This window comes from Streptomyces sp. NPDC058665, from assembly GCF_042714995.1.
Classification (GTDB): Bacteria; Actinomycetota; Actinomycetes; order Streptomycetales; family Streptomycetaceae; genus Streptomyces.
Genome location: NZ_JBHXRX010000015.1, coordinates 73,930 through 94,132, shown reverse-complemented (window position 1 = coordinate 94,132; position 20,203 = coordinate 73,930). Strand labels below are relative to the sequence as shown.

The following is a 20,203-nucleotide window of genomic DNA, read 5'->3' as shown; positions in this document are numbered from 1 at the left end:
CATGGCCGGCACGAGCGGCTTCTCCGTCTCCGGATACGGCCCCGAGCGCGGGCTGTGGGCCACGCTCGCGGCCCGCGACTCCCTGGCGCGCAGGCTGGACTGGCCGCTGATGTTCTCCGCGCTCGCGCTCTCGGCGGTCGGGTCGCTGCTCGTCTGGTCGGCGACCCGCAACCGTACGGACCTCAACGCGGGGGACCCGTACCACTTCTTCTTCCGCCACATACTGAACACCGGTATCGGGCTGGCCCTGATGATCGGCACGATCTGGCTCGGCCACCGCACCCTGCGCGGCGCGGTGCCCGTGCTGTACGGCATCTCCGTCGTACTCGTCCTGCTGGTCCTCACCCCGCTCGGCGCCACCATCAACGGCGCGCACGCCTGGATCGTGCTCGGCGGCGGCTTCACGCTCCAGCCCTCGGAATTCGTGAAGATCACGATCATCCTGGGCATGGCGATGCTGCTCGCGGCCAGAGTCGACGCGGGTGATCAGGCCCATCCGGACCACCGGACGGTCGCCAAGGCCCTCGGGCTCGCGATCGTCCCGATCCTCATCGTCATGATGATGCCGGACCTCGGTTCGGTCATGGTCATGGCGGTGATAGTGCTCGGCGTCCTGCTCGCCTCCGGGGCGTCCAACCGGTGGATCTTCGGGCTCATCGGTGCCGGTGTCGCGGGCGCCGTCGCGGTGGCGGCACTCGGGGTGCTCGACGAGTACCAGATCAACCGCTTCGCCGCCTTCGCCAACCCGGAGCTCGACCCGGCGGGCGTCGGCTACAACACCAACCAGGCGCGGATCGCGATCGGTTCGGGCGGGCTCACCGGCACCGGGCTCTTCAACGGCTCCCAGACCACCGGGCAGTTCGTCCCCGAGCAGCAGACCGACTTCGTCTTCACCGTCGCCGGAGAGGAACTGGGCTTCGTCGGTGCCGGGCTGATCCTGCTGCTGCTCGGTGTGGTGCTGTGGCGCGCCTGCCGGATCGCCCGGGAGACGACCGAGCTGTACGGGACGGTCGTGGCGGCCGGGATCATCGCCTGGTTCGCCTTCCAGTCCTTCGAGAACGTCGGGATGACGCTCGGGATCATGCCCGTGGCCGGTCTGCCGCTGCCGTTCGTGTCGTACGGAGGCACGTCGATGTTCGCGGTCTGGATCGCGGTCGGCCTGCTCGAATCCATCAGGGTCCAGCGGCCGATAACGGCGTGATCCGGCGGGTCGGTGTCGCAGGGGCTGCCACGGGGCGGCTCCTGCGACTACGTTTGTGAAGATGGTGGACACAAAGCGAGAGATCGAGCGTAAGTACGAACTCCCGAAGCCGCCGGAGGCCGGCGGCAGCGGCCCGCAGCCACGTGGGCGTTCGCTCCTGCCGGATCTCACCAAGGTCCCGGCCGTCTCCGCCGTCACCGTGCGGGGCGTCACCGAGCTGGACGCCGTCTACTACGACACCTCCGACCTGCGGCTGACCACCGGCGCCCTCACGCTCCGCCGCCGCACCGGCGGCGCGGACGAGGGCTGGCACCTGAAGTTCCCCGTCGGCGACGGCGTCCGCGACGAGCTCCGGGCCCCGCTCTCCGACACCCTCCCCGACGAACTCGCCGCGCTGGTGCGCTCACGCGTCCGCGGCGCGGACCTGGCCCCCGTCGTACGGCTGCGCACCTCGCGCGACATCAGCCTGCTGGTCGACGAGGCCGGCCGGACGCTCGCCGAGGTGGCTGTGGACACCGTCCGCGCCGAACGCCTGGCCGCCGGGGGCGGCACCGCCGACTGGACCGAGGTCGAGGTGGAGCTGGCCGACGACGGCGCCCCGGCGCTGCTCGACGCGGTGGCGAAGGTGTTCCGCAAGGCGGGAGTGTGCCCGGCTTCGGCGAAGTCCAAGCTCGCCAGGGCCCTCGCCGACACGGAGCCCGTCGAGAACACGCCCCGAGACCGCAGGCCGGGGAAGCCCGCCAGGGGGACCGGAAGCGCGCCGGTCACCGCCGGGGACCATGTGCTCGCCTATCTGCGCGAGCAGGCCGACGCGATCATCTCGTACGACCCCGCCGTCCGCCGCGACCTGCCGGACTCCGTGCACCAGCTGCGGGTCGCCACCCGCCGGATGCGGTCCGCGTTCCGCACGTACAACAAAGTGCTCGACCGGGACGCCACCCGGCCCATCGGCGCGGAGCTGAAGTGGCTCGCCGGGGAGCTGGGCGTCGACCGGGACCAGGAGGTCCTCGCCGAGCGGCTCGCCGAACGCGTGGACGCCCACGACGCGACCCTGCTGCTCGGCCCCGTGCACGCCCGGCTCCGGATCTGGGACGCCGCGGGCCGCACCGACGCGCGGGCCAGGACCCTCGGCGTACTCGACAGCGCCCGCTATCTGCGGCTGCTGGAGTCCGTGGAGGCGCTGCTCGCCGATCCGCCGCTGCTCGCGGGCCGTGCGGAGAAGAAGCCCGGCAAGGTACTGCCCCGGGCGATCATCAAGGACTACGAGCGTCTCGCCGGCCGGGTCGAGCACGCGCTGGAGCTCGTGCCGGGGGAGGAGCGCGATCTGGCGCTGCACGACGCCCGTAAGGCCGCCAAGCGCGCGCGGTACGCCGCCGACGCGGCCCAGCCCGCCCTCGGCAAGCCCGCCAAGCGCTTCTCCAAGCGGATGAAGGCAGTACAGACGGTGCTCGGCGACCACCAGGACAGTGTGGTGGCCCGCGACTCCCTGCGCGACCTCGCGATTCAGGCCCACGCGGCCGGGGAGTCCGCCTTCACCTGGGGACTGCTGTACGGCGAGGAGGAGGCACGGGCGGCCGACCGGGAGCGGGAACTGCCGCAGATCTGGCGCGAGTCGGCGAAGCGGAAACTGCGGACGGCACTGACCGACTGAGGACCGGGCCGTCTGCCGGGCCGGGGCGGGCGCTCGCGCGGTGAGGGGCGGTTGGCGCTCGGGGTAGCCTGAATGGTCACCCCGTCAGCCCACGAAAGTCGCCGTGATGTCTGCTGTTGAGTCGGTCTTCCCACAGCTCGAAGCTCTGCTCCCGCATGTGCAGAAGCCGATCCAATACGTCGGAGGTGAACTCAACTCCACCGTCAAGGACTGGGACGAGTGCGACGTCCGCTGGGCGCTGATGTACCCCGACGCCTACGAGGTCGGGCTGCCCAACCAGGGCGTCATGATCCTGTACGAGGTACTCAACGAGCGTCCGGGCGTCCTCGCCGAGCGCACGTACAGCGTCTGGCCCGACCTCGAAGCGCTGATGCGCGAGCACAAGGTCCCGCAGTTCACCGTGGACGCGCACCGCCCCGTCTCCGCCTTCGACGTGTTCGGGCTCTCCTTCTCCACCGAGCTCGGCTACACCAACATGCTCACAGCGCTCGACCTGGCCGGGATCCCGCTCGCGGCAGCTGACCGCACAGTCGACCACCCGATCGTGCTGGCGGGCGGCCACGCGGCGTTCAACCCCGAGCCGATCGCCGAGTTCATCGACTGCGCCGTCATCGGCGACGGCGAGCAGGCCGTCCTGCAGATCACCGAGATCATCCGGGCCTGGAAGGCCGAGGGCCGCACCGGCGGCCGCGAGGAACTGCTGCTGCGGCTCGCGAAGACCGGTGGGGTGTACGTCCCCGGCTTCTACGACGTCGAGTACCTGCCGGACGGCCGTATCGCCCGTACCGTCCCCAACCGGTCCGGCGTCCCGTGGCGGGTCTCCAAGCACACCGTGATGGACCTCGACGAGTGGCCGTACCCGAAGCAGCCGCTGGTGCCGCTGGCCGAGACCGTGCACGAGCGGATGTCCGTCGAGATCTTCCGCGGCTGTACGCGCGGCTGCCGCTTCTGCCAGGCCGGCATGATCACGCGTCCCGTCCGGGAGCGCAGCATCACCGGCATCGGCGAGATGGTCGAGAAGGGCCTCAAGGCGACCGGCTTCGAGGAGGTCGGCCTGCTGTCGCTCTCCTCCGCCGACCACAGCGAGATCGCGGACGTCGCCAAGGGCCTCGCCGACCGGTACGAGGAGGAGAAGATCGGCCTCTCCCTCCCGTCCACCCGCGTCGACGCCTTCAACGTCGACCTCGCCAACGAACTCACCCGCAACGGCCGCCGCTCCGGCCTCACCTTCGCCCCCGAGGGCGGCTCCGAGCGGCTGCGCAAGGTCATCAACAAGATGGTCTCGGAGGAGGACCTGATCCGTACGGTCTCCACCGCGTACGGCAACGGCTGGCGCCAGGTGAAGCTCTACTTCATGTGCGGGCTGCCGACCGAGACCGACGAGGACGTCCTGCAGATCGGCGACATGGCGGTCAAGGTGATCGCAGAGGGCCGCAAGGTCTCCGGCCAGAACGACATCCGCTGCACGGTCTCCATCGGCGGCTTCGTACCCAAGCCGCACACCCCGTTCCAGTGGGCGCCGCAGCTGAGCGTCGAGGAGACCGACGAGCGGCTGCTGAAGCTCCGCGACAAGATCCGCGCGGACAAGAAGTACGGCCGCTCGATCGGTTTCCGCTACCACGACGGCAAGCCGGGCATCGTCGAGGGCCTGCTCTCGCGCGGCGACCGCCGGGTGGGCGCGGTCATCCGCGCGGTCTACGAGGACGGTGGCCGGTTCGACGGCTGGCGCGAGCATTTCAGCTACGACCGCTGGATGGCGGGCGCCGCGAAGACCCTGCCCGAGTTCGGCCTGGACGTCGACTGGTACACCACCCGCGAACGCACCTACGAGGAGGTCCTGCCCTGGGACCACCTGGACTCCGGTCTCGACAAGGACTGGCTCTGGGAGGACTGGCAGGACGCCCTGGACGAGACGGAGGTCGAGGACTGCCGCTGGACGCCGTGCTTCGACTGCGGGGTGTGCCCGCAGTTCGACACATGGCCACAACTGAGTGAGAGCGGTCGGAAGATGCTGCCGTTGACGGTCAAGAAGGGCTCTTGACCTGTGGGAACATGCGGCCGAACAGATGCGACTGTGAGGCGCATCGCGAGTGCGCTCTCCGCGAACAGTGAGGCTGCGGGCCTAGGTTCTGTGTGACGGATCTTGTGACCGTCTCATGATCAGATCGTTGTTCTGGTTATGGGGCGGGGAGATCTGAGCAGGGACGAGTGGGCACGTGTGAAGCCACATCTGCCGAAGAGCGGTGGGCGCGGTGGTCGCTGGGTCAGCCATCGGCGGGTGATCAACGGGATCCTGCACCGGGTGCGCACCGGTGTTCCGTGGCGGGATCTACCAGCGCGTTTCGGACCGTGGAGCACGGTCTACAGCCAGCATCGGCGGTGGTGCGCGGACGGCACGTGGGACCGGATCCTGACGGCGTTACAGGCCGCCGCCGATGCCCAGGGGCGACTGGACTGGAGTCTGGCGAGTATCGACTCGACCTCTTGCGGGGCCCACCAGGCACGCAGCCGGGGCCCGCAAGGCCCCACCGCGGATCCCTGGGCCTTGCGGGTGCTGAGCCGTTTCCGGCGGGGCGGAAGCGGACCGGTCGGGATCCGGTGGCCGATCGTCCCGAGAAGCGTGTCCCGGTGGGTGTGGGGCACGATGCTGAGACAACAGCGCCGTTCATGATTGTGTCGCGGAGCGCGTAGTACGCGGATTCGTGTTCCCACCGCTGATGACAGAGGCCCACCGGCGGGGTGGCGGGGGTGATGGCGGGCGTCGGCCCGGGGCGTGACCAGTGGGTGGGACCCGGTGAAGGCCGACCGCTTATGACGTGACCTCGGGGATGGAGCCGGAAACCCCTGGCCGGACTCGGTGCCGGGCGGGCGCGAGGAGCGCAGGCCGACGCGGAGTGACGTTCCGCAGGATCCGGCGCAGACCCTGTTCGGCCTTGCCGCCCACTACGCCCAGCAATGGGAGTTCGAGATGTGTCGACCACAGTGCGCTCATATGGAGGTACTGGCTGGTTGCTTACTCGGTTGCCGCCAGCACGCTGACGTGGTTCGCGACGGCGAGGCCGCCCATGTTGTGCACCGCGCCGAGGCGTGCGTCCGAGATCTGCGCGCCGGGGAAGGTCCCCGTCAGCTGCATGGAGACGAGCACATGCTGGGAGACACCGGTGGCACCGACGGGATGCCCCTTCGATTTCAGCCCGCCGGACGGGTTCACCGGCAGCCTCCCACCGGGCAGGACCGTGCCGTCCTCCAGGACCCGCCGTCCCTCACCACGTGGCGCGAGCCCGATCACCTCGTACAGGTTGAGCTCGGCGATGGTGAAGCAGTCATGCAGCTCGATCAGGTCCAGGTCCGAAACCCGCACGCCCGATACCGTCAGGGCGCGGTTCCAGGCGAGTTCGGTGGCCGCGAAGGCCAGTGCGTCCCGCCGCGCGGCGGGCAGGTGGTCGCTCGCGTGCGCCCAGCCGGCGACCCGCACGGCCGGGTGGTGCGCCGAGGTCGGCTCCCAGCCGAGGACCAGTGCCGCGGCACCGTCGGAAACAGGGGAGCAGTCGGTACGGCGCAGAGGCGCGGCGACCATCGGGTTCTGCTCGGAGACGGTGGAGCAGAATTCCTCGCTCAGCTCCTTGCGCAGGTGACTGAACGGGCTGCGCGCCCCCAGCCGGTGGCTCTTCGCGGCGATCGCTCCGAGAATGTCCCCGACCGGTCCGTGGCGGCGCTCGTACTCGACGGCGACCCGCGCGAACAGCCCGGCGAAACCGGTGTCGGAGGTCTTGCCCGCCATCTCGTAGTCGGCACCGAGCAGCGCCGCTCCCACGGTGGCAGCGGGCACGCCGCTCATTTTCTCCGCGCCGATCACCAACGCCCTGCGGGCGGTACCGGCGAGCAGATGGTTCAGCGCCACATGAACCGCGGTGGAACCCGAGGCGCAGGCGTTCTCGACGCGCATGGCCGGTACCCCGAACAGAGCGTCGTCGATCTGCAGCGCCAGGGACGAGGGGAATCCCAGCGGGTTCATGCCCGAGTTGTAGTGTGCGAGGACCACCAGGTCGATCTCCCCCGGGGCGACCGATGCGTCCGCCAGCGCTGACCGGCTGGCCGTCACGATCAAGGATTCGAGGGTGTGGTCCGGCTGTTTCCCGAACGGGGTGTGTCCCCAGCCCAGGATCAGCGGCGCCTCACGTGTCACCATTCGGTCCAACTTTCTCGCAGTTCCTTCTTGTCGACCTTGCCGACAGAGGTCATCGGCAGGGCGGGGACGAACACGACCGCCTTGGGGCGCTTGTAAGCTGTCAGCCGCCCGTGGGCCTCCTCGGTGACGGACACGGGGGTGACCTCGGTGCCGTCCGGTACGACGAAGGCCACCACCGCTTCGCCCCAGTCGGGATGCGGGATGCCGGCCACGGCGACGTGCTTGACTCCGGGGATCTGGGAGAGCGCCTGCTCGACCTCGCCCGAGTACACATTGAGTCCGCCGGTGATGATCATGTCCTTCTTGCGGTCGACCAGGTACAGATAGCCGTCCTCGTCGAGGTATCCGAGGTCTCCGGTGTACAGCCGGCCGCCGCGCAGGACCTCGGCCGTCTCGGTGTCACGGCCGAGGTAGCCGTTCATGGTGTACGGCGTGAGCGCAGTGACCTCGCCGACCTCCCTCGGGTCGCAGACACTCCCGTCCTCGCGCACGACCCGTACATCCGCCATCACCACGGCCTGGCCGCAGCTGGCGAGGCGCGCGATACCGGCAGGGTCGAGCCGGTGGTCGTCGCGGCGAAGCCGGGTGAGGAAGTTGGGTGCCTCGGACTGGGCGTAGAGCTGCATGAACACCGGACCGAACGTGCGCAGCCCCTGCTTCAGGCGGTCGGCGGTGATCGGGGCCGCGCCGTACAGGATCGTGCCCAGGGAACCGCTGTCGAGGGTCTTGCGCGCGGTCACCGCGTCGAGCAGCCGGTAGATCATCGTGGGTACGAGGAAGAGGTACGTGACCCGGTCCTGCTCGATCCGGTCGAGCACCTGCTCGGGGTCGAAGCGGTTCTCGAGGAACACCGAGGCTCCCTTGGCGAGGGCGGCCTGGAGGAGGAACTGGGCGCTGTGCGGCAGCGGCGAGGTGAGCATCAGGACGTCGTCGGCCCGGATCTCCATCTCGAGGAGATGAGACAGCAGGTTCGCAGCCGTCCTGCGCTGGTCGTGCAGCACGCCCTTGGGCCGGCCTGTGGTGCCGCCGGTGTACATGATCAAGGCGGGTGCGTCGGTCGGCACCGCCGGCAGGGCCGTCAGCGGGGGGTGCGCGAGGGCCTGCCTCCAGGAGTCGCGAGGGCCGCCCACGATCACTAGGCGGGGATCGGCACCGAGTGTGCGGGCCGCCTCGACCGCGTCCATCCGGTCGCTCAGCACGAGGCAGACCGGGGCCTCGGAGTCGGCCAGGACGAAGGCCTGCTCGTCTCGCGAGAGCATCAGATTCAGCGGCACCCTGGCGGCACCGAGGAGCACGATCGCCAGGTCCGCGATGACATACTCGGCGCTGTTGCCAAGGATCAGCGCCACGGGTGTGCCGGGTGTGACACCGAGGTCCAGGAGGTGACCGGCCAGCTTGCGCGCGGTCCCCTCCAGCTCGGCGTAGGTCCAGGTCGTCCCGTCGGCGACCAGTGCCCGGCGTGGGCCGTGGCGGCGCACGGCGGGGAGCAGGTAGTCCCGTAGGACGGCGTCAGTGAGCACGGTGGTCCACCTCTCTGCTTCTGGGTCGGGGAGCGGCGAGCGGGCGACCGGCGCGGCCGGGGCGAAAGCGCGGTGCAGGCTCACCAGGCAGACGATTTTCTGCCCCTGGGGCGGGCCGAGTCGGGCCACGACGGCGGCGAACTCGGTGTCGTCGAGATCGCCGGCCGCGCACAGCCGGCGCGACACCTCGTGAACGACGGCGAGAGGATTGGCACGTGCGGGGGCCGTGCCCATGCGCCTGGCCCCGCCACATGTACAACACGCTCTCGTGTCCGGCGACCACCAGATCGAACGGTCCGGCCGGCCGGCCGATCCACGGGGCTGACGGCTTTCCCCGATCAGTCTGTCCGGCGCGCCGTTGGTGTGCATCGGGCAAGCGCAGCCCGCCGTGGTCACCGGACCAGCGTCGGCGAGTGTGTTCGCACCGCCGTGCCCCGGCATCGCCAGGAAACCGTGCCGGCGCCGAGCAGCTGCCGGTCAGGTTCGCGGTCACATGTTGCCCGAGTGCGCGGCCACGCGCGCGGCCCGCTCGTTGCTCGTCCCGGGCTCCATGACGACACCGGTGTCACGGTCGATCACCACTCCGTAGTCCCGCAGGGCTCCCTCGACGGAGACCTTGCCGTCGAGCACGTCGTCCAGCACACGCACTGCCTCTCGACGGAGCGGGTCGCCGTACCCACCGGCGCCTGCCGTCACCTGCCGGTGACGGCTGCCTCCACGCACCGTCAGGTGCGGCTTCGTCGGAAGCAACTGCTCGTCAGGTGTCCCGCTGTTCAGCACGTTCGCCGAGGGTCTGCCCTCCAGTCCGCCGGCGAGCCCGTAGGGGCGGCTGTCGCGGCGATCCGACCGGATCTGCATGGTGGCGGTGTCGTGAAGCACGGTCATGTCGCGGAACGTCGAGACTCCTCCGCGATAGGTCCCCGGACCACCGGTGTCTGGCAGATACCCGTACCCGTCGATGCGGATGTGACCCGACTGCTCCAACTCCTCCACCGGAGTGTTCGCCAGGTTGGCACCCAGCGGGCTGATGCCGTCGTTCCCGTCGCCGCCGACCGTGGCGCCCCACGAGCCGCACAACACGTCCCACAGGATGACCGATGACCCGTCGTCCTCCACGACACCGACGGCGACCGAGTTCGGGCCTCCGTCTCCTGCGGCAGGCACCCGGTCAGGGAACGCCGGCGCGAGCGCGCCCAGCACGGTATCGATCAGCCGGTAACCCACGAGCCCTCGGGCACCCCGAGCGGATGGGCGGCGGCCCGAGAGGATGGACCCGTCCGGGATCACGAACCGAAACGCTCGGTAGAAGCCGCTGTTCGCGGGGATGTCGGAACCCAGGGCTCCTTGCAGCGCCGCGTAGCACGCAGACCGAGTGAACGACGCGGTGGCGTTGAGCGCGGACGCGACCTGGGGCGATGAACCGGTGAAGTCGAAGGCGATGTCGCCACCCTCAAGCGTGACCTCGACCTTGAAGGGGATAGGGCCGGACTCGATCCCGTCGTCGTCGATCTGGTCCTCGAAGGAGTAGACGCCGTCGGGTGCCTCGACGAGGGCCGCCCTGACCAGGCTCTCCGAGTACCTGAGCAGCTCACCGCACAGACGGTCGAACTCCTCGACGCCGTACTTGACCGCGAGTGCGCGCATGCCCGCACCACCGGCATGGCAGGCGGACAACTGCGACTGGAGGTCACCGTCAAGCAGATGCGGTTCGCGGACGTTGCGCAGGATGAGCTGGTGGAGGTCCTCGTTGAGGACACCGCCATTGACGAGGCGGACCGGTGGGATCTGCACACCCTCGGCGAAGATCGATGTCGACTGGACTGCCATCGACCCGGCGGCCCACCCGCCCACATCGGTGTGGTTGACGACGGTGACCGAAAATCCCAGGAGCCGCTCGTCCAGGAACACCGGCGAGACGGTGAAGATGTCCGGCAGGTGCATACCTCCCCGGTCGGGATCGTTCAGGATGAAGACATCGCCGTCCGACAGGTCGGCACCGAACTGGTCGAGTACGGCCTCCATCGCATCGGGAATCGAGCCGAGGTGCACCGGACAGGTGTTGGCCTGGGCGACGATCTGGCCTCTGGCGTCGCACAACGCCGAGGAGAAGTCCATGCTCGAGGCGACGATCTGCGAGTGGGCGGTCCTGAGGATCGTGATCGCCATCTCGTCGGCGAGGCCCGTGATGGCGTTGCGGAACACCTCGAAGCCGGCGCCGTCCCGAATGGTGAATGTACTCATCGGCTTGCGTCCTCGTCCTTCGTCCACGTGACGATCACGTTGTTGTGGGAGTCGAGCCGGGCAGAAGCTCCTGGTGGCACGACCGTGGTTGAGTCCATGTCCTCGATGATCAGCGGCCCGGGCTCCGGGACACCGCTCAGGTGCGCCCGCTCCACGACGGGCGTCGGCATCAGCGAGTTGAAGTAGCACGGACGCGTGTTCCTGGCCGACGTCGCCGCGCCTTCGCTGGGCAGGCGCAGGGCTTCGTCGATGCTGATGGGGTTCGGGACGAACCCCTTGACCCTCAAGTTGACGATTTCGACGAGATCGTCAGTTCCTTCGCGCCCGTAGGTCCTCAGGTGCTCGGCGTGGAAGTCGGCTCGAGCGTTCTTGAGGAGCGCATCGTCGACCTCGCGATCGACGAGCGGCACTCGAAGCTCGAAGCGCTGGCCCCGGTAGCGCATGTCGAGAATACGTTCGGTCTCGATCCCGGACTCGGCGCCCGCGAGCCTGAGGGCCTCGACGACGCCATCGCTGAGTTCGTCGAACTCCTTGCCCAGAACGGCCGGATCGGACATCTCCGAGTGGAACGGACGAGTCATCTCCAGTTCGGTGTCAGCGACGAGCAGGCCGATACTGCTGAACAAACCTGTGTGGACGGGGACGACCACCTTCTCGATACCGAGCTCTCGCGCGATGGCCGCGCCGTAGAGCGGTCCCGCGCCCCCGAAGGCCACCATCGTCGCAGCCCGGGGGTCCCGCCCGCGCTCACTGGTCACGGCCTTGACCGCCTTGACCATGTTCGACACCGCCACTGCGTATGCGCCCTGCGCTGCCTCCTCGACAGTGACCCCGATGGTCTCCGCGGCGGGCTCGACGGACTGCCGGGCGAGTGCGGGCGAGATCTCCACGCGTCCACCGGCGATGGACCCCGGATTGATGTATCCGAGTACGACGTTCGCATCGGTCAGTGTCGGCTGTGTGCCTCCCTGTCCGTAGCAGGCCGGTCCGGGCCGCGACCCCGCACTCTCAGGCCCGACATGCATCACCCCGGCAGCGTCGACGCCGATGATGCTGCCGCCGCCGGCGCCAACCTCCGCGATGTCGATGGATGGGACCCGGAGTGCGTAACCGGCACCCTTGCCCATGCTGCGGGTGATGTTCATCCCGCCGCCGACCTCATAGTCGGTCGCGACGAACGGCTGACCGTTCTCGATGAGGGAAGCCTTGGCGGTCGTGCCTCCCATGTCGAAGGCGACCACGTTCTGCAGCTCCAGGAGCCTGGCCAGCTTCTGGACGGCGATCACGCCGGCAGCCGGCCCCGACTCGATGATTTGAGCCGGCCGCTCCACGACAGTCTGGGCGTCCAGGAGTCCGCCGGAAGACTGCATGATCGCCAAGCGCGCACCCACCCCCCGAGAGCGCAGGCCCGAGACCAGGGCGCGAACGTAGTCCCGGACGACCGGGCCGACGTAGGAGTTGACGACGGCCGTGCTGCTCCGCTCGAACTCCCCGGCCTCTGGCGACAAGTCCACAGATGCGGTGGCGTAGACGTCCGGGAGGTGCGACCTCAGCAGTTCTGTGACCAGCCGTTCCTGATCAGGTCGGACATGGGAGTTGATGAGGCAGACCGCGACGGCCTCGATGCCGTCACGACGGAGCTGTTCGGCCAGCTCGCCGACCTCGTCGACGGCGACCTCCCGCAGGATCGACCCGTCGGCCGCGATGCGCTGCCGCACCTCGTAGCGATGACGTCGTCGCGCGAGCGGCACCGGCTTGCGCCAGGACAGGTCGTAGAGCAACGGTCGGCGTAGGCGCCCGAGTTCGAGCACGTCCCGGAAGCCCGATGTGGTGATCAGAGCCGTTCGGGATCCGCGACCTTCCAGGATCGTGTTTGTCGCGACGGTGGTCGCGTGCAGGATTCCCGACACCGCGTCAGGCGCGATCGACCCTGCGGTCATCGTCAGACCCAGTCCGTCGAGCACCCCCGACTCAAAGTCGGGAGGAGTCGAGAGTACTTTCATGGGCACTACCTCACCGCGCGAGCTCAGGGCGATGAGATCGGTGAAGGTTCCGCCGATGTCCGCCGCTACAAGCCAGGTGACGCCCGCACGTGTGTCGGTGGCCATCTCGTCGTCGCTCATATGTCCCTCTCATCGCTCCTGTCACACGGTGCTTTCACAGCCGGCAACATATGCCAATTACTCCATCTGAGATATCAAGCAGGTGGCGGGCTCGCACCGCACTGCCACCAGGTGGCGTGCTCAGTGGCCGGTACGCAGGCCCGTCCGGCTCGCCATGAGAGCGTGCCCGGTTGACTCGATTGCCGAAAAGTCGCCCCCGAACAACATCCGGGCATGATTCGCCGGCCCGTGGAACCTGTCTCCCGCCAACGCGAGAATCCCGAGGTCCACCAGGTGACGCTCCAGTTCATGACCTCTCAGGCCGGTGACGGAGAAGTCGGCGAAAGCAGCCACCCCACCCGCTGGAGTCACGACCGGGAAACCGGCGTCGCGCAGGATCCCGACCATCATCGACCGCTTCGCGGGATACTGCCCGATCGCTTGGTCGATCCAGTCGCGCGGTCCGGTCAGGGCCGCTTCGGCGGCCGCCTGCGGCACTGCACCGACGTGGATGGCTTCCCACTCCAGGCATCGGGTGGCGGTACGGATCCGCTCAGCCGAAGCGACCAGGTAGCCGACCCGCCAGGAAGCAAACGCGTAGTTCTTGGTGAGACTCTGCACGCTCACCAGCTCCGGGTACTCCTCGCGGAATCCGCTGATCGGGACGAAGGCTCCGTCGTAGACGAAGTGGCTGAACGACTCGTCGACAATCACCAGTGCCCCGTGGCGGCCGGCGATCCGGATCACCGCACGCAGTTCGGCCGAGGTGAGCACCCGCCCCGTGGGGTTGACGGGGTTGCACAACAAGATGGCACGCGTCCGCGCGGTGACGGCGGCTTCGATCCCCGCGATGTCGAGTGCCCAGGCTTCACCCGGGGTACCCGCGACGTGACGAGGAACAGCCCCGGCCCTCGCAATGGGTCCGTCGAAGAAGTAGCTGGGCGCCGGGACGATGATCTCGTCGCCCGGCGAGCACACGGAACCGAGGCAGACGCTCAAGGCATGTGTAGCGCCGTGCGCTACCAGCAGCTCGTGCTCGGGGTCGACGCAGACGCCGTCTCGCTCGCGCACCATGGCGGCGATCGCGTGCCGCAGCGACAACGCGCCCTGTGTCTCACGAGGGTGGGTGCGTGAGGCACTGACGCGCACCGCGTCGACCACATGCTCTGGCATCTCCAGGACTGGAGCACCCGCGACCGGGATGAGCGCCGGGTTGTGCCGGAAAGCCCAGTCGGCCAGCTCGAGCGCCGGCAGGCGACCCAGATCGGTGAGCGCGTTCACTGCTTGCCCTCCTCGGATTGAGTGCCGCCCTCTGGCCCGAGCTGTTCGTCCGACTCGGGCGCGGAGTACGGGGAGCCGGGGACAGCGGCCAGCAACTTCTGTGTGTATGGCTCCCGGGGAGCCGAGAAGAGGTCCTCCGTCAAGGCGTGCTCGATGATGCGTCCTTGACACATGACTGCGGTCTCGTCGCACATCTGACGAACCACGGCCAGGTCGTGGGAGATGAACAGCGCGCCGAACCCCGCGCGGTCCTGGAGCTCCAGCAGCATGTCGAGGATGGACTTCTGAATCGAGACGTCCAGCGCGGAGGTGACTTCATCGAAGATCAGCACGCTCGGCCGCACCGCGAGTGCACGGCCGATCGCCACGCGCTGCCGCTGTCCTCCCGAGAGTTCGTGCGGATACTTCTCCAGATGTCGTGGCTCCAGGTGGACGGTCTCGGCGAGCGCCTCGGGCGTGGCCTCGTTTCCCCCGACCCTCAGTGCCTCGGCGAAGACATGACCGACGACCATGCGTGGGTTGAGCGACGACGTAGGGTCCTGGAAGACCATCTGCAGTGACCGACGGCCCGTTGGACGTGCGATGGTCCCCGCGGCGGGACGCACCAGGCCGGCGATCGCCCTTGCCACTGTCGACTTGCCGGAGCCGGACTCACCGACCAGCCCCAAGGTGCTACCGGCATCGATCGCAAGGTGCACGTCTTCGACCACACGGCGGGCTCGCCGCCCGGAGCCGTAGTCGACGGCGAGCCCTGCGACGGTCACTGCGCTCATCCTGGAGTCCTCGAGAATCGGCGGGCAGGCCCCTTCGACGCGATGGCGCGCGGATTGGGTCTGGTGATGTCGGGCACGGCTGCCAGCAGCTTCTGTGTATACGGATGACGGGCCGCGTCGAGTTCGGCGACTGCCAACTGCTCGACGATCTGGCCTCGATACATGACCAGGACTCGGTCGCACACCTCACGGACGACCCCGAAGTCGTGCGAGATGAAGAGAATCGCCAGCTCGTGCCTGCGCTGAGCGGACTTGAGCAGGTCCAGGATCTGCCGTTGAATCGTCACGTCCAGGGCGGTGGTGGGTTCGTCAGCGATGAGCAGAGTGGGTTCTGCCATCAGCGCCATCGCGATCATCACCCGTTGCCGCATGCCCCCCGACAGCTCATGCGGGTGCATCCGCAGGACTCGCTCGGCGTCCGGGATGCCGACCTCGGTCAAGGAGGCGATCGCCCGCCGGGTGGCCTCGGCGGCTGAGAGGCCACCGTGGTGTCGGACAGCCTCAACCATCTGACGGCCGATTCGCATCGTCGGAGTCAGCGCGGACATGGGGTTCTGGAACACCGTGGTCAGCCTTGTGCCCAGCAACCGACGAAGAGCGACGTCGCCGTGTCCGCGCAAGTCTTGTCCGTCCAGCTCCAGACGTTCCGCCCGGACCTTCCCGGACGGCGGAACAAGTCCGGTGATGGCAGCGGCGGTGACGCTCTTGCCGCTGCCCGACTCCCCGACGATCCCTACTGTCTCGCCCGGGTGTACGACGAAGGAGACATCCGAGACGACGTCCGCCCGCGGCCCTCCGGAGCCGAAGGACACATGCAGCCCCTCGACGTTCAGGACGGCGCGCTCAGTCGACCGGATCGCCGTGGCCGGGAGCGGATCCACGGGGCCGTTCTCGCGAGGGATCGTCTCGCTGACGTCCGCATGGGCGCCGGACCAGCGACGTGGGTCCATGGCCCGTGCGCCGGCCTCTCCCACGAAGGCCAGCAGCAGCCCGACAAAGGTGATCGCGGCCCCCGGACCGAGCACGACCATCGGGGAGGTGAAGATGCGGTCCAGGTTGGCCCCGAGCAAGCTGCCCCAGTCGTACGACGGTGCCTGAACTCCGAGGCCCAGGAAGCTCAGAGCAGAGAGTGCGACCATGGCTTCACCGACCGACGTGGTCACCTGGATCCACAGGGGGGCAGCCACGTTGGGGGCGATGTGCCGTCGCAGCGTCCGCCTCCGACCCACACCGAGAAGCCTGGCGGCATGGATGTACTCGAGCTGCACGACGCCGTTGGCGAGGTTCAACATGGTGCGGGCGAACAGCGGGACGTAGGCGAGTCCGACAGCGAAGACGGCACTTGCCGTGGTCTGACTCAGCGCGGTCGTCACGAACAGAGCCACGACGATCGGGGGAAACGCCAGCCAGATGTTCAGGCCGAGCAGGATGCCGTGACGCAGCCCGCCCTTGGTGAGCGAGGCGAGCAGTCCGATCAGGTAGCCCAGAATCGCCGCCAGCGCGACGGCGGAGAAGGACAACAGCACCGTCGTCCTCGCCGCGTAGACGACTCGGGAGGCGACATCTCTCCCCAGAGCGTCGGTGCCGAAGAGATGCGACCAGCTCGCGGGTTCCCGCGCCATCGCGGGCGCCGTACTGCCGGCGGCCTGGTCGATGACGAGCGGACCGAAGACACAGACGAGCGCGAGTAGCGCCACCAGCACCACAGCGCCACGACCTGACCACGTGGACAGCATGGACCGGAGAACTCCGCGCTTCTTGAGGTGAGAGCGCATCATACGGTCCGAACCCGCGGGTCCACCGCGTACAGCGCCAGGTCGACCAGCGAGTTGACGAGCAGGACGCTGATTCCGATGAGGATGATCGCGATCTGGAGGACCGGGTAGTCGCGGGAGTCCACCGCTGCGACGAGTGTGGTGCCCAATCCGGGCCACTGGAACACGTTCTCGACGATGACACTGCCGCCCAGCAGGTACCCAAACATGACCCCAGCGATCGTCAGCGCGCCGGCGACGACATTCGGCAGCACGTGGAACAGATAAAGTCGGTGACCAGGCAACTGTTTACTCCTGACTGTCCTGGCGTAGTCGCTCTGCAGTGCTCCCAGCGCCTCGACGCGAACGATCCTCGCCAGCACGGCGGTCGCCGGCAGTGAGAGCGCCAGTACCGGGAGGACGAGCGAGCTGACCCCGTCATAACCGGCGACGGGAAAGATGCTCCACATCACCGCGAAGGCGGCCACGAGCCCGACCGCCAACACGTAGGCCGGTACGGACGCGATGACTCCCATTGCCGCGGTGAACGAGTTCGAGACGAAGGGCCGCTTCTCGCCCTCCGTGGCCGCAGCCATCCCGAGGCCGAGGACCACGCTCAGCAACCCCGTGACCACGATGCTGGTCAGGGCCAGTTCCATCGTGGGCATGGCGCGTTCGGACAAGATGTCGGTCACCGACTGGCCTCCGAAGGACGATCCGAACGTGAAGGTGACCAAGTCGTGCAAGAAGGTGAGGTACCGCTCCGGGAGGGGTTCGTCCAGCCCGAGAACGACTCGCATGCGAGCCCGGTCATCGGCCGTGGCGGTCGGCCCCAGGAGACGAGCGACCGGATCGCCCGGCATGAGTTGGACCAGCAGGAACGATGCCGTTGCGAGGAGCCAGACGCTGCTGGCCAGCCTGGCGAGAAGTCCGGCGGTGAAGACTGCGAACGAACGTGTACGTGCCCTCATTTGGACCTCCGCAAGCTGCTGGGGTCGATGAACGAGGCGTACGGCCGGACGGCGATGCCCTTGGCGGTGACGAGGTGTGTCGCGTCGTAGAACATCGGCACGAGAGACACCTGCTCATTGAGCGCCTGCTGCGCCTCGGCCCAGATCGGGCAGGTGCTCCCGGGATCCTGCGCGTATGCCTGCTTGGCGAGGCGAGCGTACTTGTCGTTCGCCACATAGGAGTGGGTGGGCGATTCAGGCGAGGTCAGGAAGGGCGAGATGATTGCGGGGTCGAGCACGCCTGTCCAAGCTCCGACCCACACGTCGTAGTCACCCTCAGCGCGTCGTTCCGCCCCGGTGGCCTGGTCGACGTTCTGCAGGTTGACCTTGATGCCCGCCTTGGTCCAGGCATCGAGCGCGTAGTCGGCGACCGGCGGGGCAGGTGCGGCCGGACCGGACACGATCACGTCCACTGTGAGCGGCCGGCCGTTCTTGACCCACTTGTCGCCCCTCTTGGCCCAGCCGGCTTCAGTGAGGCTCCGCTCCGCCGCCGGAACGTCGAACTGAACCAGACCCTCATCCGTCACGTCGGACTGACAGGTCGACTGGGGCAGAGCCACACTGTTGGTCACCTGGTCAGCCGATCCGGTGACCACCGAACTCATGGCCGCCCGGTCCAGAACCCCGGCGATGGCGCGTCGCACCCGGATGTCCTGGACCGGGCTTGAGTCCTTGAGGAAGTTGAAGTGGACGAAGGTCGCGGACGAGGGAACCAGAGCAGTGGTGAACCGAGAGGCACGGAGCCTGTCGAAGGCGCCCTCTTCTCGGAAGACTCCGAGACCCAGATCGCCTGCCAACATCAGGTTCGCCGCCGTGGTCTCGTTCTCGACTACGTCGATCTTGACCTGCTTGGGCAGGTCGGCGGAGGTCGCCCCGCCTGGTCCCCAGGCGTAGTGGGGGTTGGCTTTGAACGCGTAGGAGCGGCCGGGTGCAGCGGAGGTGAGGATGTAGGGGCCGCTACCGGCCGACTTCCGGCCCAGCCCGACCGGGTCGTCGAGTCCGGATTGGCACAAGATCCCGGGATAGGTGGTCAAGTTCGAGAGCAGCGGGCTGAAAGGTTTCGGCAACTTCAGTGTCAGGGTGTTGCTGGCTTTGTCCGCGGTGACCGAGTAGTCGGTGGACCCGAGGAACGAGCCGGTGAAGGGAGCCTTGGCCGCGGGGTCCTTGAGCTTCTCGAAGTTCTTCGCGACCACCGCGGCGGTGAGATTCTCCCCGTCGGAACACTTCACGCCGTCCCGGATCTTGAACGTCGCCTCGCCGGCCGTCACCTTCCAGCTCTCCGCCAACTGGCTCACGATCTTGCCGTCCGCGTTCTTGGCCACGAGCGTGTCGTAGGACATGCGCATCATGGCGCGACCCCATCCGGTGGAGCTGAGGAGGGGGTCGAGGCTTCCCGGATCTGCAGGAACCTGGATGACGACGGCGTCGCCGTCCGCGTCGGCGCCGGCCCCGGCGCTGCAGGCGCTGGTCGCGACCAACGCCAGAACGATCATTCCCGTCACGGTTCGCACGCGCATCTGCATCTCCGTTAGCCAGCGAAGCTCAAGGGGGGCGGCTCCTTGGCGCCAGACACTAGAACACGAAATTAAGATATGTACAGAGGTGATCTAAGATATCTTTGCTTCGGTGGCGGGAGTGCCGTCACCTACCCCCCCGAAAGGACGCCGACATGACCACGTCGCGCCAAGGGTTCAGGACCTACGACGGAGCGACGCTCCGGTACGTCGACGAAGGAAGCGGGCACCCCTTCGTGATCTTGCCTGGACTCTCAAGCTCGGTGGCCAAGTTCTCGAAGCAGGTGTCGGGGCTCCGGGACCGCTACCGCGTGCTCGCGCTCGATCCGCGTGGTCACGGCGAATCAGATGCACCGGAGGCGGGCTACACGTACCACGGGCTGGCGCGCGACCTTCACGAATTCCTCAACCATCTCGGCTTGGACAGCATTGCCGTTCTCGGCCACTCCGCCGGGTGCAAGATCATCCTGACGTACTGCGAGATCTACGGGACCTCGCGCTTGTCCCACGTCGTCTTCTCAGACGACGCCCCTTGCTGCATCGGAGACGGAGCCTTCACGTTCAGCGAAGCCGAGCAGACACTCGCAGCCCTGTCCGGACCGGACGCTGTCGCATACACTCGCCGATTCTCAGACATGTTCGTCACGGACAACATGGACGAGTTCGCCCGACAGCTGTTCTACGATGAGATGTTGAAGATGCCGCGGTGGGCGCATGCCAAACTGATCCGATGGGCACTCTTCGGAGACTGGTGGGACGCGGTGAAGTTGGTGGACGTCCCGACTCTGACGATCGCCGGGCGGATCAGCAAGAATCCCTGGCAGAACATGCAGCGCTTCCACGAGGCCATCCCCGGGTCGGAGATTGCAATCTTTGAAGCGGACGAAGGCGGCTCCCACGCGATGTACTGGGAGAACCCGGAGAAATACAACTCAGTGCTCGACGCGTTCCTCTCCCGCTGAGTGGC

General features: G+C 67.9%; 13 protein-coding genes and 1 pseudogene. 5 read left to right on the top strand and 9 right to left on the bottom strand.

Annotation, left to right across the window (positions count from 1 at the left end; genetic code table 11):
- Position 1: 1 nt before the first annotated feature.
- From rodA to ACFWV8_RS12415, 4 genes and pseudogenes are all read left to right on the top strand, one after another.
- Positions 2–1,201 carry a rod shape-determining protein RodA gene (gene rodA, locus ACFWV8_RS12430; protein ID WP_384200253.1) on the top strand — a complete coding sequence of 400 codons (1,200 nt, stop codon included), beginning with the start codon at positions 2–4 and terminating at the stop codon, positions 1,199–1,201.
- Between the two features lie 61 nt (positions 1,202–1,262).
- Positions 1,263–2,852, top strand: coding sequence for a CHAD domain-containing protein (locus ACFWV8_RS12425; RefSeq protein WP_384200251.1), 1,590 nt, complete (start codon positions 1,263–1,265; stop codon positions 2,850–2,852).
- A 106-nt stretch (positions 2,853–2,958) separates the two neighbouring features.
- Entirely contained in the window at positions 2,959–4,893 is a 1,935-nt protein-coding gene (locus ACFWV8_RS12420) for a TIGR03960 family B12-binding radical SAM protein (RefSeq protein ID WP_384200249.1), read from the top strand.
- 138 nt (positions 4,894–5,031) lie between these two features.
- Positions 5,032–5,395: pseudogene (locus tag ACFWV8_RS12415) on the top strand (IS5 family transposase); the annotation flags it as partial.
- Positions 5,396–5,865: 470 nt separating this feature from the next.
- On the opposite strand, the gene ACFWV8_RS12410 reads toward ACFWV8_RS12415, so the two are convergent.
- From ACFWV8_RS12410 to ACFWV8_RS12370, 9 genes are all read right to left on the bottom strand, one after another.
- Positions 5,866–7,041 (bottom strand): thiolase domain-containing protein, encoded by a 1,176-nt coding sequence (locus ACFWV8_RS12410; RefSeq protein ID WP_384200247.1) that lies wholly within the window; start codon positions 7,039–7,041, stop codon positions 5,866–5,868.
- On the bottom strand, positions 7,035–8,795 hold the full coding sequence (locus ACFWV8_RS12405; RefSeq protein ID WP_384200245.1) for a class I adenylate-forming enzyme family protein: 1,761 nt from the start codon (positions 8,793–8,795) through the stop codon (positions 7,035–7,037). The genes ACFWV8_RS12410 and ACFWV8_RS12405 overlap by 7 nt, the downstream gene beginning before the upstream one ends.
- A 255-nt stretch (positions 8,796–9,050) precedes the next feature.
- Positions 9,051–10,802: a hydantoinase B/oxoprolinase family protein gene (locus ACFWV8_RS12400; protein WP_384200243.1), complete on the bottom strand. Its 1,752-nt coding sequence runs from the start codon at positions 10,800–10,802 to the stop codon at positions 9,051–9,053.
- Positions 10,799–12,925, bottom strand: a complete 2,127-nt coding sequence (locus tag ACFWV8_RS12395) for a hydantoinase/oxoprolinase family protein (protein ID WP_384200241.1) — start codon at positions 12,923–12,925, stop codon at positions 10,799–10,801. Before ACFWV8_RS12395 ends, ACFWV8_RS12400 begins: the two co-directional genes overlap by 4 nt.
- Positions 12,926–13,045: 120 nt before the next feature.
- Positions 13,046–14,185, bottom strand: a complete 1,140-nt coding sequence (locus ACFWV8_RS12390; RefSeq protein WP_384200239.1) for a pyridoxal phosphate-dependent aminotransferase — start codon at positions 14,183–14,185, stop codon at positions 13,046–13,048.
- Entirely contained in the window at positions 14,182–14,958 is a 777-nt protein-coding gene (locus ACFWV8_RS12385) for an ABC transporter ATP-binding protein (RefSeq protein WP_384200237.1), read from the bottom strand. Before ACFWV8_RS12385 ends, ACFWV8_RS12390 begins: the two co-directional genes overlap by 4 nt.
- Positions 14,955–16,694, bottom strand: a complete 1,740-nt coding sequence (locus tag ACFWV8_RS12380; RefSeq protein WP_384200235.1) for a dipeptide/oligopeptide/nickel ABC transporter permease/ATP-binding protein — start codon at positions 16,692–16,694, stop codon at positions 14,955–14,957. The genes ACFWV8_RS12385 and ACFWV8_RS12380 overlap by 4 nt, the downstream gene beginning before the upstream one ends.
- 38 nt (positions 16,695–16,732) lie before the next feature.
- The gene (locus ACFWV8_RS12375; RefSeq protein ID WP_384200233.1) at positions 16,733–17,683 is read right to left on the bottom strand and encodes an ABC transporter permease; all 951 of its coding nucleotides are present in this window, start codon (positions 17,681–17,683) and stop codon (positions 16,733–16,735) included.
- A complete protein-coding gene (locus ACFWV8_RS12370; RefSeq protein WP_384200231.1) occupies positions 17,680–19,215 on the bottom strand; it encodes an ABC transporter substrate-binding protein in 1,536 nt (511 codons plus the stop codon). The genes ACFWV8_RS12375 and ACFWV8_RS12370 overlap by 4 nt, the downstream gene beginning before the upstream one ends.
- Before the next feature lie 176 nt (positions 19,216–19,391).
- Between ACFWV8_RS12370 and ACFWV8_RS12365 the strand changes: the two genes are divergently transcribed.
- The gene (locus ACFWV8_RS12365; RefSeq protein WP_384200229.1) at positions 19,392–20,198 is read left to right on the top strand and encodes an alpha/beta fold hydrolase; all 807 of its coding nucleotides are present in this window, start codon (positions 19,392–19,394) and stop codon (positions 20,196–20,198) included.
- Positions 20,199–20,203: the final 5 nt, after the last annotated feature.

What these genes read in the sequence shown, in the direction of transcription:
- rodA (WP_384200253.1), top strand. Translation starts at nt 2, where the DNA reads ATGGCCGGCACGAGCGGCTTCTCCGTCTCCGGATACGGCCCCGAGCGC.
- ACFWV8_RS12425 (WP_384200251.1), top strand. Translation starts at nt 1,263, where the DNA reads ATGGTGGACACAAAGCGAGAGATCGAGCGTAAGTACGAACTCCCGAAG.
- ACFWV8_RS12420 (WP_384200249.1), top strand. Translation starts at nt 2,959, where the DNA reads ATGTCTGCTGTTGAGTCGGTCTTCCCACAGCTCGAAGCTCTGCTCCCG.
- ACFWV8_RS12410 (WP_384200247.1), bottom strand. Translation starts at nt 7,041, where the DNA reads ATGGTGACACGTGAGGCGCCGCTGATCCTGGGCTGGGGACACACCCCG.
- ACFWV8_RS12405 (WP_384200245.1), bottom strand. Translation starts at nt 8,795, where the DNA reads ATGGGCACGGCCCCCGCACGTGCCAATCCTCTCGCCGTCGTTCACGAG.
- ACFWV8_RS12400 (WP_384200243.1), bottom strand. Translation starts at nt 10,802, where the DNA reads ATGAGTACATTCACCATTCGGGACGGCGCCGGCTTCGAGGTGTTCCGC.
- ACFWV8_RS12395 (WP_384200241.1), bottom strand. Translation starts at nt 12,925, where the DNA reads ATGAGCGACGACGAGATGGCCACCGACACACGTGCGGGCGTCACCTGG.
- ACFWV8_RS12385 (WP_384200237.1), bottom strand. Translation starts at nt 14,958, where the DNA reads ATGAGCGCAGTGACCGTCGCAGGGCTCGCCGTCGACTACGGCTCCGGG.
- ACFWV8_RS12380 (WP_384200235.1), bottom strand. Translation starts at nt 16,694, where the DNA reads ATGCTGTCCACGTGGTCAGGTCGTGGCGCTGTGGTGCTGGTGGCGCTA.
- ACFWV8_RS12375 (WP_384200233.1), bottom strand. Translation starts at nt 17,683, where the DNA reads ATGAGGGCACGTACACGTTCGTTCGCAGTCTTCACCGCCGGACTTCTC.
- ACFWV8_RS12370 (WP_384200231.1), bottom strand. Translation starts at nt 19,215, where the DNA reads ATGATCGTTCTGGCGTTGGTCGCGACCAGCGCCTGCAGCGCCGGGGCC.
- ACFWV8_RS12365 (WP_384200229.1), top strand. Translation starts at nt 19,392, where the DNA reads ATGACCACGTCGCGCCAAGGGTTCAGGACCTACGACGGAGCGACGCTC.